Origin of the sequence: Emticicia oligotrophica DSM 17448 (assembly GCF_000263195.1) — a bacterium.
In the GTDB taxonomy this organism is placed as follows: Bacteria; Bacteroidota; Bacteroidia; order Cytophagales; family Spirosomataceae; genus Emticicia; species Emticicia oligotrophica.
The window spans coordinates 2503593-2518793 of sequence record NC_018748.1; the positions used below are offsets into that span (position 1 = coordinate 2503593).

General features: G+C 37.4%; 15 protein-coding genes. 6 read left to right on the forward strand and 9 right to left on the reverse strand.

The window, feature by feature from the left end; all coding sequences use genetic code 11:
- Positions 1-10 precede the first annotated feature (10 nt).
- From EMTOL_RS10445 to EMTOL_RS10465, 5 genes are all read right to left on the reverse strand, one after another.
- The gene (locus EMTOL_RS10445) at positions 11-727 is read right to left on the reverse strand and encodes a pirin family protein (RefSeq protein WP_015029249.1); all 717 of its coding nucleotides are present in this window, start codon (positions 725-727) and stop codon (positions 11-13) included.
- Between the two features lie 109 nt (positions 728-836).
- A complete protein-coding gene (locus EMTOL_RS10450; protein WP_015029250.1) occupies positions 837-1508 on the reverse strand; it encodes a DUF2461 domain-containing protein in 672 nt (223 codons plus the stop codon).
- Between the two features lie 63 nt (positions 1509-1571).
- On the reverse strand, positions 1572-2552 hold the full coding sequence (locus EMTOL_RS10455; RefSeq protein ID WP_015029251.1) for a 2-hydroxyacid dehydrogenase: 981 nt from the start codon (positions 2550-2552) through the stop codon (positions 1572-1574).
- 11 nt (positions 2553-2563) lie between these two features.
- On the reverse strand, positions 2564-3442 hold the full coding sequence (locus EMTOL_RS10460) for a PorV/PorQ family protein (protein WP_015029252.1): 879 nt from the start codon (positions 3440-3442) through the stop codon (positions 2564-2566).
- Between the two features lie 95 nt (positions 3443-3537).
- Positions 3538-4806 carry a DUF8457 domain-containing protein gene (locus EMTOL_RS10465; protein ID WP_015029253.1) on the reverse strand — a complete coding sequence of 423 codons (1269 nt, stop codon included), beginning with the start codon at positions 4804-4806 and terminating at the stop codon, positions 3538-3540.
- A 159-nt stretch (positions 4807-4965) separates the two neighbouring features.
- Here EMTOL_RS10465 and EMTOL_RS10470 point away from each other — a divergent pair, with 159 nt between their 5' ends.
- Positions 4966-5541, forward strand: a complete 576-nt coding sequence (locus EMTOL_RS10470) for a thymidine kinase (RefSeq protein WP_015029254.1) — start codon at positions 4966-4968, stop codon at positions 5539-5541.
- 107 nt (positions 5542-5648) lie between these two features.
- Here EMTOL_RS10470 and EMTOL_RS10475 read toward each other — a convergent pair whose 3' ends face one another.
- Complete coding sequence (locus tag EMTOL_RS10475) at positions 5649-7127, reverse strand: xylulokinase (protein WP_015029255.1); 1479 nt, start codon at positions 7125-7127, stop codon at positions 5649-5651.
- Between the two features lie 44 nt (positions 7128-7171).
- Between EMTOL_RS10475 and EMTOL_RS10480 the strand changes: the two genes are divergently transcribed.
- The 5 genes from EMTOL_RS10480 to EMTOL_RS10500 all read left to right on the forward strand — a co-directional run bounded on the left by EMTOL_RS10480 (position 7172) and on the right by EMTOL_RS10500 (position 10831).
- On the forward strand, positions 7172-7363 hold the full coding sequence (locus EMTOL_RS10480; protein ID WP_041693517.1) for a hypothetical protein: 192 nt from the start codon (positions 7172-7174) through the stop codon (positions 7361-7363).
- A gap of 17 nt (positions 7364-7380) precedes the next feature.
- Positions 7381-8934, forward strand: coding sequence for an NFACT RNA binding domain-containing protein (locus EMTOL_RS10485; RefSeq protein WP_015029256.1), 1554 nt, complete (start codon positions 7381-7383; stop codon positions 8932-8934).
- 97 nt (positions 8935-9031) lie between these two features.
- Positions 9032-9316: a DUF1456 family protein gene (locus EMTOL_RS10490; protein ID WP_015029257.1), complete on the forward strand. Its 285-nt coding sequence runs from the start codon at positions 9032-9034 to the stop codon at positions 9314-9316.
- Between the two features lie 93 nt (positions 9317-9409).
- On the forward strand, positions 9410-10102 hold the full coding sequence (locus tag EMTOL_RS10495) for an MmcQ/YjbR family DNA-binding protein (RefSeq protein ID WP_015029258.1): 693 nt from the start codon (positions 9410-9412) through the stop codon (positions 10100-10102).
- A gap of 36 nt (positions 10103-10138) precedes the next feature.
- Complete coding sequence (locus EMTOL_RS10500; RefSeq protein ID WP_015029259.1) at positions 10139-10831, forward strand: pseudouridine synthase; 693 nt, start codon at positions 10139-10141, stop codon at positions 10829-10831.
- Positions 10832-10840: 9 nt separating this feature from the next.
- Here EMTOL_RS10500 and EMTOL_RS10505 read toward each other — a convergent pair whose 3' ends face one another.
- The 3 genes from EMTOL_RS10505 to EMTOL_RS10515 form a co-directional block, all read right to left on the reverse strand.
- A complete protein-coding gene (locus tag EMTOL_RS10505) occupies positions 10841-12187 on the reverse strand; it encodes a DEAD/DEAH box helicase (protein ID WP_015029260.1) in 1347 nt (448 codons plus the stop codon).
- 148 nt (positions 12188-12335) lie between these two features.
- Complete coding sequence (locus EMTOL_RS10510; RefSeq protein ID WP_015029261.1) at positions 12336-13982, reverse strand: FAD-dependent oxidoreductase; 1647 nt, start codon at positions 13980-13982, stop codon at positions 12336-12338.
- Positions 13983-14105: 123 nt separating this feature from the next.
- Complete coding sequence (locus EMTOL_RS10515) at positions 14106-15188, reverse strand: aminotransferase class V-fold PLP-dependent enzyme (RefSeq protein ID WP_015029262.1); 1083 nt, start codon at positions 15186-15188, stop codon at positions 14106-14108.
- Between the last annotated feature and the right edge of the window lie 13 nt (positions 15189-15201).

Here is a 15201-nt window from a genome sequence, read left to right on the forward strand (position 1 = left end):
CTTAAAATGATTAAAAGCTCATCGGAACATCAATCAAAAGTACTTCGCTATCAGCAGATGCTTTGATTGCGATAATATCGGTTTCGCTGATACCCAAAGCATCTCTACGTCCTAATTTTTGACCATTTATTTCTACTTCTCCTTCCAAAATGAAAGCATACACGCCATTGTTTTTACCTTTTATTTGGTAGTTGGTTGTGGATCCATTATCGAGATTTCCAAGTGAAAACCACGCATCTTGATTGATACCTACGCCACCATCATTGCTTTCTAATGGCGAAACCACTGTTTGGAATTTATTTTTACGTTCTTCTATCGAAAACTCTTTTTGGTCATAGCGTGGGTTGATGTTTCGGAGTTTAGGAAATACCCATATTTGTAAAAACTTAACAGTTTCGCCGTGGTTTTTATTTTTTTCTGAGTGATAAATCCCCGTTCCTGCCGACATAATCTGTACTTCACCTTTTCTGATAACAGTAGTATTGCCCATGCTATCTTTATGCTCTAAATCGCCCGAAAGTGGAATCGAAACAATTTCCATGTTATCGTGTGGGTGCGTACCAAAGCCCATGCCTCCCGCTACGGTATCATCGTTTAGTACTCTTAAAGCACCAAAATGAATTTTGTTTGGGTCGTGGAAACCAGCAAAACTAAAAGAGTGATAACTATCGAGCCAACCATGATTGGCGTGTCCACGTTCGCTTGCTTTGTGAAATATCGTTTTCATAATAAAAAAATACATTTACATTTAATGTATATACATATTTATTTAAAATTTAGTTCAAAAATAATTTCAAAATAAAAAAGCCAACTTTAAAAGTCAGCTTTGTGAGTTTTTATCCTTCAACGGCTCTATTCAGAAACTCAATGTATGGGTGCATAGCTTTGAATTTCTCAAGAACATTTTCAATAAAATCAGATTTGAGTGATTCTTTTGCTTCAAAATTTGAAGAGGCTGTAAAACTTTTAAGTTTAATAAATTCAATGGCAGGATTTTCTTCATCATAACCTTTGGGTGGGCGAGCTGTGAATGCTTCACGGTCGAGCCCACTCGGAAAAACCTTCTTGAAAGCGGGGGTGTTTACAATGCCATTAAATTCTTCAAAATTATAATCAATCTCAACTCTTATTTTCTTTAAATCTTCAGGTTCGGGCATCCAGATTCCACCAGCTACAAAACATTCAGTAGGTTCGATGTGTAAATAGTAGCCTGCCGAATGGGCTTTTTTGCCGCCTTTGCTAAACGAAGCTCCAAAATTAGTCTTGTAAGGTTCTTTATTTTTAGAAAAACGAATATCTCGATTGATTCGGAACATGCAATCTTTGGCTTGTAAATTGGCTTCTTCAATACTTTTATCAAATTTTGAAATGCCTTTGATGAGTGTTTCTACTATGATTACAAAGTTTTTACGGGCAGTTTCATAGGTTTTGCGATTTTCGTCAAACCAAGGTTTATTGTTGTTTTCTTTTAGTTCGGTAAGAAATTGTAAGGTTTCAGCTTGTAACATAATTTTGATTTTTAGGGAGTTCAATTGCTTTAACAAGCCAAAGTGGCTAAAAGTTTATGAAAACTAAACCTCATTGCCGGATTTTGTACCACTTTCGAAGGCTGAAATATTATTGAGGGTTGTAACCGCAATTTGTGTAAGGGCCTCTTCAGTTAGAAATCCTTGGTGTGAGGTAATCAATACATTCGGGAAAGTCATGAGGCGAGCCAGTGTATCATCAACCAAAATTTCTTCCGAAAGGTCATTGAAGAAAATATTACTTTCTTGCTCGTACACATCAAGTCCTAAATAACCTAATTTTTTAGATTTTAAGGCCTCAACTACCGCTTGGGTATCAATCAAAGCACCTCTACTGGTATTAATGAGCATGGCTCCATTTTTCATTTTTGCAATTGCTTGGTCATTGATTAAATGTAAGGTTTTATCAGTAAGTGGGCAATGCAAAGAGATAATATCCGACTGTGCCAGTACATCCTCGATTGTTGTGTATTGCACACCAGCATCAATTAAATGTTGATTGGGAAATATGTCAAATGCCAATACTTTACAGCCAAAACCCAGCATAATGTGTGCAAAAGCTTCCCCAATTTTACCGGTGCCGATTACGCCCACAGTTTTTTGAAAAAGGTCGAAACCGCTCAGTTTCTCGAGCGAAAAATTGCCTTCTCTTACACGATTGTAAGCCTTATGAGTTTTGCGATTAAGTGTAAGAATCAATGCTACGGCGTGCTCAGCAACAGCATGTGGTGAATAAGCAGGTACGCGAACGACAACAATATTGGCTTGGCGGGCTGCTTCTAAATCAACATTGTTGAAACCTGCACAACGGAGTGCAATGAGGCGGACGTTCATTCCTGCGAGTTTTTCAATAACAGTCGCATTTACTTTGTCGTTTACAAATACGCAAATGGCATCGCTACCTTCAGCTAAACGGACAGAGTTTTCGTTTAATGAAGCTTCGTAGAAGGTTAATTCGTGCGAATGATTATGTTTTTCAAAAAAATCTTTATCGTATGGTTTTGTACTAAAAAATGCAATTTTCATGGAAATATTTATTAATTATTGGATTTAACGGGAATAAACTTGCTCATTTGATAGCTAATAGATAGATGATTTGAAAACCCTAAGGCTTCATGACTACTAATGGCATAATCAAATATAAATTGTTTAGCTTGGAGACCAAATCCAAAGTGAAATTGATTGATTTTTGAATTTATGCCAGTTCGTAAGTAAAAGTTCTTAACAATCTGATACTCAATCCCCGCTTTTATAAGCATTGGAAAATCGAGGTCTTTTTCAGCTTCAGTAATCATTAATATTTGCTTACTTGGTGCAAACGATAGTCCCAACCTCAAAACCGTTGGGATTCTTTGTGAAGTAAAAAGTTTCGCACCCGTGAGGTTATAAGCATGAAAACCTAATTGAACTTTTGAACTCAATTTTGTCATGATACCAAACTCAGTTAAAAGGGTATTTTTTGCGGCGAAATTTTCGATAGCTGCTTGAAAATAGCTTATTTTTACTCCTAAGGCAACCCGATTCATGCTTTTGCCCATGACCAAGCCTACTTTTTGTTCGTTATAGAGTTTATCGCCAAAACGCTCAATACCGAATCCTAAGTTAGCAAATTTAGTAAGATAATTACCCGATAACGCCAGTGTTTGTAAACCTGAAATATTATAGCGAGCATGATAAGAGGTGCTCACAAAATTTTCTTGTACAAACCCCAGCCCAGCAGGGTTACTGAAAATTGAGTTTCGGTCGGCCAAAGCTGTAGTTGCATTGCCAATACCCCAACTTTTCGCCCCAATCGGGAATGGTTCTCCAGAAGCCCAAATATTATTTGTTTTTAAAATAAAAATAAAACAACAACTAAAGGTTAACTTGTGGAAACAGTAATCACTTTTATAGTAAACAGCAAGAGTTTTTAACATCCTTTCGAATTTTCGGTAAAATACCCAAATATTTAGAAAATAAAAAAGGATAAACCTCAGTGGTTTATCCTTTTTGGGAAATTATGCTAATTAGATTAATTAAATTTACGTTTAACAATATCTATAAATTCTTCGGCTTCAGCACCTGTAATATCCCACATATATCTTGGAACATATTTTTTTAGTATTAACTCTTTTGCCTCGCTAAAGTCTTTGCAAAGTTCGAGTTCTTCCAGTGCATGAGAAAATGCTTGAATATTGCCACCAAAGAGGTTATTAGTAAATAAGAAACGTTGATTGAGCGAAATTACTCCAGTGATACCTTCAATCCGTGAGTTTTGATGGTAATCAAGCACTGTTTTATTCAATTGTGTTTGGTCATTCAGTGATTTTTTTTCACCAGCTAACTTTTCATTTAATCGTACATCCTCACTTTCTCTTACGTTTCGAGCCTCATTGATTCTTGGGGCTAATGATTCTACTCTTTGTTCATATAGTGGTGTTGGCTCTGGTCTTTGAACAGGAACAGGCCTTGGCTCTGGGGTAATAGCCCTCTCTTGAATAACTGGAGCGGGTTCTACAAATCGTTCACGTTCGACTACCGCAGGGGCGGGCTTGGGCGTATATATACGCTCAACCACTGGTTGTGGCTCGTATCTTGGTTGTTGGCTAACTACTTGAGGAGGTGTAGTTGGAGCTACAAAGTCGAAAAAAGAAGTATTTGTATCCATTTCAGGTATTTTAGCGGCCTTTCTTGGCACTAAATCTTCAGGAATAGGTACTATTTCATCAAATTTTGCTAAATACTCATCAGGGTTTTCGAGTGAAAGCGGTGTTTCTTCAAGCCAAGTCATTGCTTGATTCGCAAAAACAAATTCTTGCCCATTTAGTTTTTCAGCTAATTTGGGCAGCACATCTTTATTTATTAGTATGTATTTCGTGAGTGGACGAATATTTTCGTGACTAAACTTAAAACTTGGTAAATCACGCATTAATTCTTTATAAAATGTTTGCGGGTCGAGAATGAGTACTAATGCTTCACCAACAGAATCAATTAAAAGAGGTTCAAAATGTTCTCTTTTAATAGAAATGTGTTGTGAAACAGTATTCATAAAAGTTTTAAGTGCTTGCTGAACTTCCGAAGCACCAAAATCAAAATATGGACTACGAAGGCGTTGAGTTTCGCCTTGCCATTTATCAAATAGTGCTTTGATAGTGAGCATGTTTACTTGCTGTATAGCAGTTAAACCAAGAATTTGTTTACCAGTAATACTACTGTATTGAGCAAAAAAATCATCACATATCTTGGCCGCGTAAGCCTTACTGTACCGTTCTACGGCTGACAAATTCAATTTGTTCGTCATTAGTAAATTCGTTTTTTTTGTATCCTGTTAGTTGTAGGCTCTAGTAGGGATATTCAGAAATGAGCCATTTAGGGTTTGTTTCGTAATATCTAATCATTTACACAAAATTAACGCAACTATGTTGCCAGTTTTTATTAGAACGAAAAAAATAATTAAATAATGTTTATAGAACCCAAAAGAGGTAGAAATCAAGAACAAAAGTCAGGCTGGATTGAGGTAGTTTGTGGCTCAATGTTCTCCGGAAAGACCGAAGAATTAATTCGTAGGTTGAAGCGTGCCAAAATTGCCAAACAGAAGGTAGAAATTTTTAAGCCTTCAATTGATGTGCGTTATCATGAAGTAGATATTGTTTCACATAACCAGACAGCCATTCGCTCTACACCAGTTCATACATCAGAAGAAATTTTGTTGATGACCACTGATTGTGAAGTTGTAGGTATAGACGAAGCTCAATTTTTTGATAATGGAATTATAGCGGTAGTAAATAAACTTGCTGAAAATGGCAAGCGTGTAATTGTGGCGGGTCTTGATATGGACTCGCGTGGAATTCCTTTCGGACCAATGCCCGCTTTGATGTCAATTGCCGAATACGTAACGAAAGTACATGCCATTTGTGTAGTTTGTGGAGATATCGCTAATTATTCTTATCGAAAAGTTCCTAACGAACAACAAGTAATGCTTGGAGAGTCTGATTCTTATGAAGCTCGTTGCCGTAAATGCTTTCATGCAGGGTGAGTAAAAAATTGTGGCATACATCAAAAGTGTGCCACAATTTTTACATAGGAACTTAAAATCTCAAGATGGTGGCTGAGCGAAGTCGAAGCTACCGTTTCTACGCATAATTATTTTTCCAAAACAGCCTTCCATTTTTCGTAAACTATCTTGTATTCAGCTACTGCCTGTGCATTTGGCTCAATTACCTTCAACTTTGTTAGTTTGCACATAGCTTCCTTAGGAGTTTGATAAAATCCTGCACCAAATCCTGCACCAAGTGCTGCTCCTTTTGCTCCATCAGTATCATAAAGCTCAACAGGCGTATTGGTAATATTTACGAGAGCATTACTAAAAATATCACTCAAAAACATATTGGCATTTCCAGCACGAATGACCTTCGGCTCTACGCCATTTCCTTGCATAATTTCAAAACCGTAGTTTAATGAAAAAGCAATGCCTTCTTGTGCAGCACGGAAGATATGGCTTCTTGAATGAATGTTGAAGTCAAGGTTTTGGAAAGATGCTCCCAAAATTCTGTTATTAAGCATGCGTTCGGCACCATTTCCAAAGGGCATTACCAATAGACCATTACTACCGATAGGGGCTTGTGCGGCTAGCTGATTCATTTCTGAATAACTCAGATGGCCTCCGAAATTTTCTTTCGCCCAACGATTTAAAATACCCGTTCCATTGATACACAATAAAATACCAATTCTATTTTCACCACCCAACTGATGATTGACATGAGCAAATGAGTTAATACGAGATTGAGGGTCGTACGAAACTTGGTCACTAACTGCATAAACTACGCCCGATGTACCAGCGGTTGCAGCAATTTCACCAGGATTGAGCACATCTAATGAAAGTGCATTATTAGGTTGGTCTCCAGCTTTATATGTCACAGGAATACCTGCTTTTATACCTAAAAGTTGAGCAATATCGCTCGTTACTTCTCCGTGATTACTAAAAACTGGATTGATAGTTGGAATAAGACTTTCTTCAAAACCATAGTAATCCATTACATCTGCCGAAACTTCATTGGCTTGAAAATCCCAGAAAATTCCTTCTGAAAGGCCAGAGTTTGAAGTTGTTATCTCATTGGTGAGCATCATTGCGATATAATCGCCAGGAAGCATGATTTTATCGCATTGCTCATAAATATGTGGTTCGTTAGCTTTAACCCATGCCAATTTCGATGCAGTAAAGTTTCCAGGAGAATTGAGTAAATGGTTCAAACAAACATCTTCTCCAATGTCACTAAATGCTTTTGCCCCAATTTCAACGGCACGACTATCGCACCAAATAATTGATGGACGTAAGACTTTTTTATTTTTATCTACCATTACCAAACCGTGCATTTGGTAGGCAATACCAATCGCTCCGATAGATTGCGGGTCGAATTTGCCCGAAGCATTTACTCGCTTGATGGCTTCAATAGAATTAGTCCACCACATTTCGGGGTCTTGTTCGGCCCAACCAGCATGAGGAGATGAGATACTTGCTTCAACATCAGGATATTGAGCTGAAGCGATAACTTGTTGTGTATCAGCATCTACAACGGATGCTTTGATAGAAGAAGTGCCAATGTCTAAGCCGAGTAATAACATGATTAAAGTTTTTTAATTGTCAAAGTTACAATTATTTTTTATTGGTGCAAAAACTGAGTTTTTTGTTATTGCCTTCGACTTCGCTCAGGCAACAACAAGAATCATTGTTTGAGCGAAGCTCTACGGTTGGTGAGCGAAGTTCTACAGTTGGTGTGCAAAGTTCTACGGTTGGTGAGCGAAGCCGAACCAAGCCAAGAAATTGCTACTTCCCTACAAAATCACGTACTTTGTACTGAATATTTAGAATATACCTGTGCATAATAATTATTATTTTCTCCGTAAGCTTACCAAACAACTTGCGTCTAAGATTATAGGCTTGAAGTTGATGGAGTGCTTTAGTCAGGAAAAAGATGAATTAGTATTGGGTTTTGCGGCTGCTCGCGGTAAAAACCGAAACTACAAAGAGTTTTTTATCAAAGCTATTGTCTTTCCTGATTTTTCGTGTTTGTATTTTACCTATAAGTTTGAGCGTGCCCGACGCAATAGCGTAGATTTATTTGAGCAACTAATTGATTTAGAAGTAACGGGCGTGAGGCAATTTAAAAATGAAAGATGTTTCGCGATTACTTTCGAAAATGGATTTTCTTTGGCGTTTAGAATGTATGGAACTCGCTCGAATTTAATTTTATTTCATGAAAATGAAGTTTTAGAGCTATTTCATAGTAGAATTGTTTCGGATAAAAACCTTATTTACAATCAATTAGATAGAGAAATCGAGCAAACATACGAGCGTTTTTTAAGCGAAAAACAAGATTATAGAAAATTATATCCAACGCTCGGGAAAATTGTAAACGACCAACTTACACTGGGTAAAACTACTTGGGAAGAGCTACAAACGTTTGTGCAGCAACTTGAGCACCCACGCTATTATTTGGTTAGGTGGGAGCACGCGTTGCATTTATCTCTTTTGCCTGTTGGAGAAATTATAGAAGAATTCAGCGAGCCAATAGAGGCGATGAATGCCTTTTATATTGCTTATAATAAAGTAAATACGCTTGACGATGAAAAAGCTGAGGTGCTCAGACGCTTATCAAAAGAGAAAAAGCAAACCGAAGCTTATCTACAAAATTCGTATCAAAGAATGGAATCGCTTGATTCGGAGGTTAAAAATGAAGAAATTGGGCATATTCTAATGGCCAACTTACACCAAATCGAAGAGCGTGCTGAGCGAGTAGAACTTTTTGACTTTTACCGAAATCAAAATATTGTTATAAAACTCAGAGGAGATTTATCGCCGCAAAAAAATGCCGAAAACTTTTACAGAAAAGCTAAAAATGAGAAAATTGAAATAGAAAAACTCATTGAAAATATAGAAAGTAGAGAGGCTTTGCTCGAAACCATCAATCGTCATATTGAAAATATCGAACAATCGGAAAACCTGAAAAATCTACGAAGCTATCTAAAAGCTAATGGTTTATCGCCCAATAGTAAGTTAAAAATACAGTCGTATCGAGAATTGTTTAAGCGTTTTGAGGTAGATGGTTTTGAAATTTTAGTTGGTAAAAACTCAAAAAATAATGATTTACTTACGCAGCAATATGCTTATAAAGAAGACCTTTGGCTACATGCCCGCGATGCCACTGGTTCGCACGTAGTATTAAAATATAGAGCTGGAAAGAAGTTTCCGAATTCTGTAATTGAAAAAGCGGCCTCATTAGCGGCATATTTTTCAAAACGCCGTAATGAAACTTTGGCACCAGTGATTGTTACGCCTAAGAAGTTTGTTCGTAAACCCAAGGGCTTTGCCGAAGGACAGGTATTAGTCGATAAAGAAGAGGTGGTTATGGTAGAGCCTAAATTACCTTGATGGCTTTATACGCTTCAAAAACTGAATTTATTTAGTGATTAAATCATTCAAAATTAATCAAATTGTTTCCAACCTTTTTTTATAAAAACAGTCAATTATGTCGAACAACGATATTTTAAAGAAATTGCGAGTTGCTTTGCAATTACGCGATGACCAAATAGTTGAGATATTGAAACTGGCCAATTTCAATGCCTCAAAAGCCGAAATCGGGGCTTTTTTTAGAGATAAAGAACACCCAAGTTTTAAACCTTGTGGCGACCAGATTCTAAGAAAATTTCTTGATGGACTCATTATACACTTGCGTGGGCCGAAAGAAGATAAAAAGCCGTCGATTGTTAAAGGTAATATTTTGGTACAAGACCCCAAAACTTCTAATAAGTAGTGTTTAGCGGAAAGTACGTGGGTATTTCTCTAAAAGTTGTTTGTATTTCATTCATTCATTTTGGAGTAAAAATCCGATAACTTTCTAAATACTGTGAGATTATTATCACTTAAACTATACGCAGGCATTATTTGCTTGTGTGTTTTGGCCTGTGTAAAGCCCCAACAAAATATTGAGCCAGTGGCCAATGAGGTGCTCGTTCCAAAAACAATTACCTCAATTCCTAAGGATACGGTTTTGGTTCTACCCAAAGATACGCTCATTGCAAAAAATGATACTGTAAAAAAAGTAGCAGTTCAAGATACGGTCAAGAAAAAGCCTGAGGGCGAACAAATCTTCGAGTTTTATGAGATTACTTCACCCGATATTTCAATTAGCTTGCCTTCGCATAGTATCGTCATGATTCCTGTTACTTATGTTGGCAAGGATATCGGCGTAGCTAATAGTTTTTGCGAATACTGGCTTTATACCAAAGATGGGAAATTGGTATGTTATTGTAAAAATACTGTAAGTGGTTTACACCCAGTTTATGCCAATAATTTCAATACCAATAATCATTTACCTCAGTTTACCAAAAAGATTGCCTACGGCGAATATCGTTTGGTTTATAAAAATATTTCTAAGGAGGCGGTTAGGCAAGATTTGATGTTTGGTTTGATTATTAATGAAAATAAAGACCAAATCAATGTAAAAGTTGATAGTGGCGAAACACGCGAGTTTTGGATTAATATTTATCCATCGACAAGTGCGTTTAAGATGAATAATAACAATAAGGATAAAATATAGTACCTGCTCATTGAGCATTTACTTCTAAACATTCAAATGACTTTTCGGAACCGCTTGCAGTATTTATTAGTAGTTAGGTTGCAAATCTCCAATAAAGAGGCTTTAGCTTTGATTTTATCAGGAAAGGTGCTAGTGAACGGTTTGGTTGTGAAGTCAAATTGCGAGTTAAGCCAGACTGATGAGGTGGTTTTTGAAGGAAAAATACTACAAGAATCTAAGAAAATGATTTATGTGGCCTACTACAAGCCACGTGGAATAGAAACTACTTTAAATACACAAATTGAAGATAATCTGAAGGAAGTTTTGCCTTTTGAAGAAGAATTATTTCCAGTTGGTAGGCTCGATAAAGCTTCGGAAGGACTTTTACTATTAACCAATGATGGAACGGTCTATGATAAAATTTTACGGAATGAAAATAAGACCGAAAAAGACTATATCGTAGAGGTAGATAAGCCAATTAACGACGAATTTGTGGAGCTGATGTCGAGTGGAATAGTTATTATGGGTAAAAAAACACTTCCTTGTGAGGTAGTACAATTGGATGATTGTGTTTTTAAAATTACTTTGGTTCAAGGCTTAAATCGACAGATTCGGAGAATGTGCTATAAACTCAATTATGAAGTTCTGAGCTTAAAAAGAGTGCGAATTGGAAATATAGATTTAGGGGATTTGAAAGCAGGAGAATATCGTTTTTTAGACTTTCAAGGTTTCAAAACCTCGAAAGTCTAAAAATAATGTTTATCTATCGCCACGTTTAGGTTTATTGCCAGATTTTTTAATAGGTCGGCCATATTTTGCCCATTTTTCGGCCTTAATATCGCGTCTTACATTCACTTTTTTATTTTTGGCCAGTTTTTCATGAAAAGCCGGACCAACATCTTCTCGTTTTGGGGCCTTTACCAACACATTTTTCATCTTTACCTGTGGCATTTCGGCTTCGGTCAATACATCTGAAATTGTGAGGTTTTCGGGTAATTCAGCTACAGGAATTTCGTAGTTCATCATCTCCTCAATGGCATCAATTTGCTCAATTTCTTTTGGAGTCATGAAAGTGATGGCGATACCTTTTTTATCGACACGCCCCGTACGACCGATGCGGTGAATGTAGTTTTCGGGCACTTCAGGAATATCAAAATTAATAACGTGCGAAACCTCAGCGATATCTATACCACGAGCAATGATATCGGTGGCAATGAGCATTTTACAACTTCCTTCTTGAAAAGCTTTTACGGTGTTGAAACGCGTATTTTGTGCTTTATTTGAGTGAATAATGCCTACTTTTTCGCCGTATTTTCTTTCAATTCGGTTATAAAGTTGGTCGGCTAATTCCTTGGTTGCTGCAAAAATTAATACTTTACTCATGCTGTCGTCGTCCATTAAAAGCAATTCGAGTAAATTTACTTTTGTATTGAAATTTGGTACATGGTAGAGCGTCTGCGAAATATTCTCTAATGGCGAACCCGCTGGTGCAGCTTCTACTCTCATAGGTTCGTTGAAGTATGTTTCAATGATTTGCTCAACTTCTTCGGTAATTGTAGCCGAAAAAAGCAAATTTTGGCGGCGAGCTGGCAATAAATCAAGAATGTTTTTGAGTTGAGGACGAAAACCCAGATTGAGCATTTCATCTACTTCATCAATGATTAGTTTTTTGAGAGATTTGGTTTTAATAAAACCACTCGAAAGCAAATCAATCAAACGGCCAGGTGTTCCTACCAAAATATCTACTCCATTCTGAATGTCTAAAATTTGAGGCTTGATGTTTACCCCACCATACACACCCACGGTTATGACACTCATGTAGGTTGTAATTTTCTGAATAGATTCTACCACCTGTACTACCAGCTCACGTGTAGGAACAATGATGAGTACTTGAGGCATTTTTTCTTTCGAAAACTGATATTGGCGTAAACTTGGCAATAAATAAGCAAAAGTTTTTCCTGTTCCAGTTTGGGCAATTCCGCAAACATCTTTACCCGACATTACCACCGAGAAAACTTTCTGCTGAATGGTAGTTGGCGTTGTATAGCCCAAGTCGTCGAGGGCATTGATGAGTTGTTTATTGAGATTTAATTCGTTGAAAGTCATTGTATTTATTAATTGACCGATTGGATGGGTCAGGGTTGTTAGAGCAGATGGTCGCTAACAAAAAATCCTTGTTTACTTCGAAATAATCCACAAAGTTACGGTTATTCTGCGAGTAAATAAGGATTTTAGGCATTTACCTCGAAAAATGCTATAATTCTAAGACTTGTTTTTCGTTTAGAAGAACATTTTTGAGGGTTGAGTAAGGAATTTTATGCGGAATAGTTTTTGAATCAATGGCCAAAACTGCCGCCGCCGCCGCCGATTGCCCTAAAATCATGAAAACGGGTTCCATGCGAATAGAACCATAGGCAATATGCGAACTTGATAGGCAGACAGGTACTAAAAGATTCGAACATTCGTTTTCTTTAGGCAAGATTGATTCGTAAGCAATAGAATAAGGTTTGTCGGGATGCACGCCAATATCACCTTCATTTTGCACATAACCATCGGCTTTCACAAAACGTTGAGCATTGTGCGAATCTAATGAATACGAACCCATTCCAATTGGATTTTGGACAGTGGTTTTACCTAAAGCATCGGCTTCTTTCATTACGTATTTACCAATCATTCTGCGTGCTTCGCGAATATAAAGTTGGTGTGGCCAGTTGCCATTATCCTTAAATTCATCTTTTGGCAGGCCCCATTGTTGCATTTTTTCCCTTACATCGGTCGGAACACGTGAATCATTTTGTAAGAAATACATGAGCCCTTTCTGATATAGTTCGTGCTCTTTGATTATCTCCTTTCTACGTTCGTAACTGGCTTCGGGGTAATCGTAGTTTTTCCCAATATAATCAGTACTAAAAGGTCCATGATTGTTAGTGTCAGTTTTTCGATTAGGAATAGCATCAAACTTATCGAAAGTTTCTCGCCACCCACTGGCAAATACCCTTGCGTAAAGTTCATACCGAGCAGGGTCATAGCCATCAGGTTTAGCAAATGGTATTCTGTTATCGGGGTGATTACTCAAACACATTCTGAAGCAATAGGCTTGAATTTTATTATCTCCCGAACCATATTCTCCTGGTGGTTCGGCTGAAACTTCTGGTAAAAGTCCACTTTTGGGGTCATTTTCAACTACGTAAGGGCTAATTTTAGCTTTGAAATGATGCCCGTGCTGAAATACATTTGTTTGCACGCCATTCCATTTTTCACTATAAACACTATTAGCTTCACGCCCGATGTGGTAGCTTACACCAGCGGCAGCCATGAGGTCACCTTCATAAGTGGCATCAATAAACATTTTGCCTTCATAAGTCTTGCCACTGAGTGTTCGAAAAGAAACGATTCTTTCATTTACTTTTTTTATGCCTTTGGCTGAGCGGTCTAACCATTCATTGCGGTAAATGATTAGGTTATTCTCTCGGGCAAAATCTTCGAATACTTGTTCTGCGGCATGGGGTTCAAAAATCCACATGGTTCGATTTGCTCCATCGAGTGCGGGTGTACCCTGACCTTTATTTCCATACTCTTCTCTTTTTTGCCATTGCCATGATTCGGGTTTCTGATAGTGGCTGTATAATCTTTGGTAGAATTCACGGGAAAGGCCGCCAATTACTTGTTTATTTCCTGTATCCGTAAAGCCTAAACCTCCCGATGATAAACCGCCTAAGTGTTTGTCGGGGGAGACAATAATGACGGTTTTTCCCATCTTTTTTACTTGAACGGCAGCCGTAATTGCCGCAGAAGTGCCGCCATAAATAATTACATCGGCTTTGTTGATTGCTTTTTGTGCGAATAGTCCGTGAAAAATTAGTAAACAGAAAGTGAGGTTTCTGTAAAAGTAGTAGTTCATAAAAAATGAGTTTTGGGTTGGATAGCGTTTTCGATATTAAATTAGGCAAAAAAGCCTAAAGCAGAAAATAAAAGAGCCAGCGAGATAAAATCTGCTGGCTCTTTGTACTGAATAAATTATTTCTTACTCCATTGCTTTCAATTCTTTTAATAAATTATCTACTTGCTCAGGTGTATTTGAAGGGAAATTCGAAATTCTGATTTGAGTATCTTTATTCGGGCCATAACCACTTCCAATAATCATATTTTTTTCTTTCAATGTTTCGATAATCGCTTTCGAGGGTTTTTTAGTATCGGCCACTATCACCGTTTTCGAGCGGTGCTCTGGATTTTGTACGGCAGCACTACACAAATTGCTGGTTTCTAGGTATTTATAAATTTTCTTTGCCTTCTCGTCGGTTTCTTTTCTGATATTCTCAATACCTTTTTTGTTCATATCTTCAGCTACTTTACCGAGTAGATAAATCCCTAAAACATTTGGAGTAGCTGGCGTTTCGTAAGTTTCGTAGTTTTTCCACAAAACTGGTAAATTATGGTGTGCTCCGATGGTAATGTTTTCATATTTGGCCAAACGTTTGGCTTTTTCTAAACATTTTTCATTGGCAATCCATACACCTAAACCTGCGGGTAAACCAAAAGCTTTTTGAACCGAAAAGAAAGCGGTATCAATTAAATCTAAATCTAACTCGGGAATGGGTGCTGATGAAACCATATCTACAGCCATGAGGCGTTTTTGATTACTGCGTTTGAGTTTATGAATATCGGCCTCACGCATTTGTACACCCGTACTGGTTTCATTCTGAGTGACACAAATAAGCTCTGCATATTCGGGAACTTCAATTTCACCGTAGCTAAATCCTTCGCCCAATGGTTTTTCAAATTTATGAGCGAATTTTTGAGCCGAAACGGCATATTTATAGAATTTGTCAGAGAATGAACCATTGACTAAATGAAAACTCTCGTGCTCAACGAGGTTCAATAAGATTCGCTCCCATACTTCCGATGCCGAACCTGTGAAGAATATACCCGACGATGCTGGAATGTTCATTAGTGTACGTAGGTTTTCTACGCAGTGCTGATAAATCTTACGGAATTGTCCGCTACGATGTGAAATCGAACCGATTTGCTCGTCAATTGCTTGACGCATAAATTCTTCGAATTTAGGGTTCAATTCGGCTGGCCCGGCAGTGAAATAGATATTTTTCATGTTTGGTTTTGTT

Bases quoted from the DNA above. Each gene is read 5' to 3' on its own strand.
- EMTOL_RS10450 (WP_015029250.1), bottom strand. From the start codon at position 1,508: ATGTTACAAGCTGAAACCTTACAATTTCTTACCGAACTAAAAGAAAAC.
- EMTOL_RS10460 (WP_015029252.1), bottom strand. From the start codon at position 3,442: ATGTTAAAAACTCTTGCTGTTTACTATAAAAGTGATTACTGTTTCCAC.
- EMTOL_RS10500 (WP_015029259.1), top strand. From the start codon at position 10,139: ATGACTTTTCGGAACCGCTTGCAGTATTTATTAGTAGTTAGGTTGCAA.
- EMTOL_RS10510 (WP_015029261.1), bottom strand. From the start codon at position 13,982: ATGAACTACTACTTTTACAGAAACCTCACTTTCTGTTTACTAATTTTT.
- EMTOL_RS10515 (WP_015029262.1), bottom strand. From the start codon at position 15,188: ATGAAAAATATCTATTTCACTGCCGGGCCAGCCGAATTGAACCCTAAA.
- EMTOL_RS10505 (WP_015029260.1), bottom strand. From the start codon at position 12,187: ATGACTTTCAACGAATTAAATCTCAATAAACAACTCATCAATGCCCTC.
- EMTOL_RS10475 (WP_015029255.1), bottom strand. From the start codon at position 7,127: ATGTTATTACTCGGCTTAGACATTGGCACTTCTTCTATCAAAGCATCC.
- EMTOL_RS10470 (WP_015029254.1), top strand. From the start codon at position 4,966: ATGTTTATAGAACCCAAAAGAGGTAGAAATCAAGAACAAAAGTCAGGC.
- EMTOL_RS10445 (WP_015029249.1), bottom strand. From the start codon at position 727: ATGAAAACGATATTTCACAAAGCAAGCGAACGTGGACACGCCAATCAT.
- EMTOL_RS10455 (WP_015029251.1), bottom strand. From the start codon at position 2,552: ATGAAAATTGCATTTTTTAGTACAAAACCATACGATAAAGATTTTTTT.
- EMTOL_RS10465 (WP_015029253.1), bottom strand. From the start codon at position 4,806: ATGACGAACAAATTGAATTTGTCAGCCGTAGAACGGTACAGTAAGGCT.
- EMTOL_RS10490 (WP_015029257.1), top strand. From the start codon at position 9,032: ATGTCGAACAACGATATTTTAAAGAAATTGCGAGTTGCTTTGCAATTA.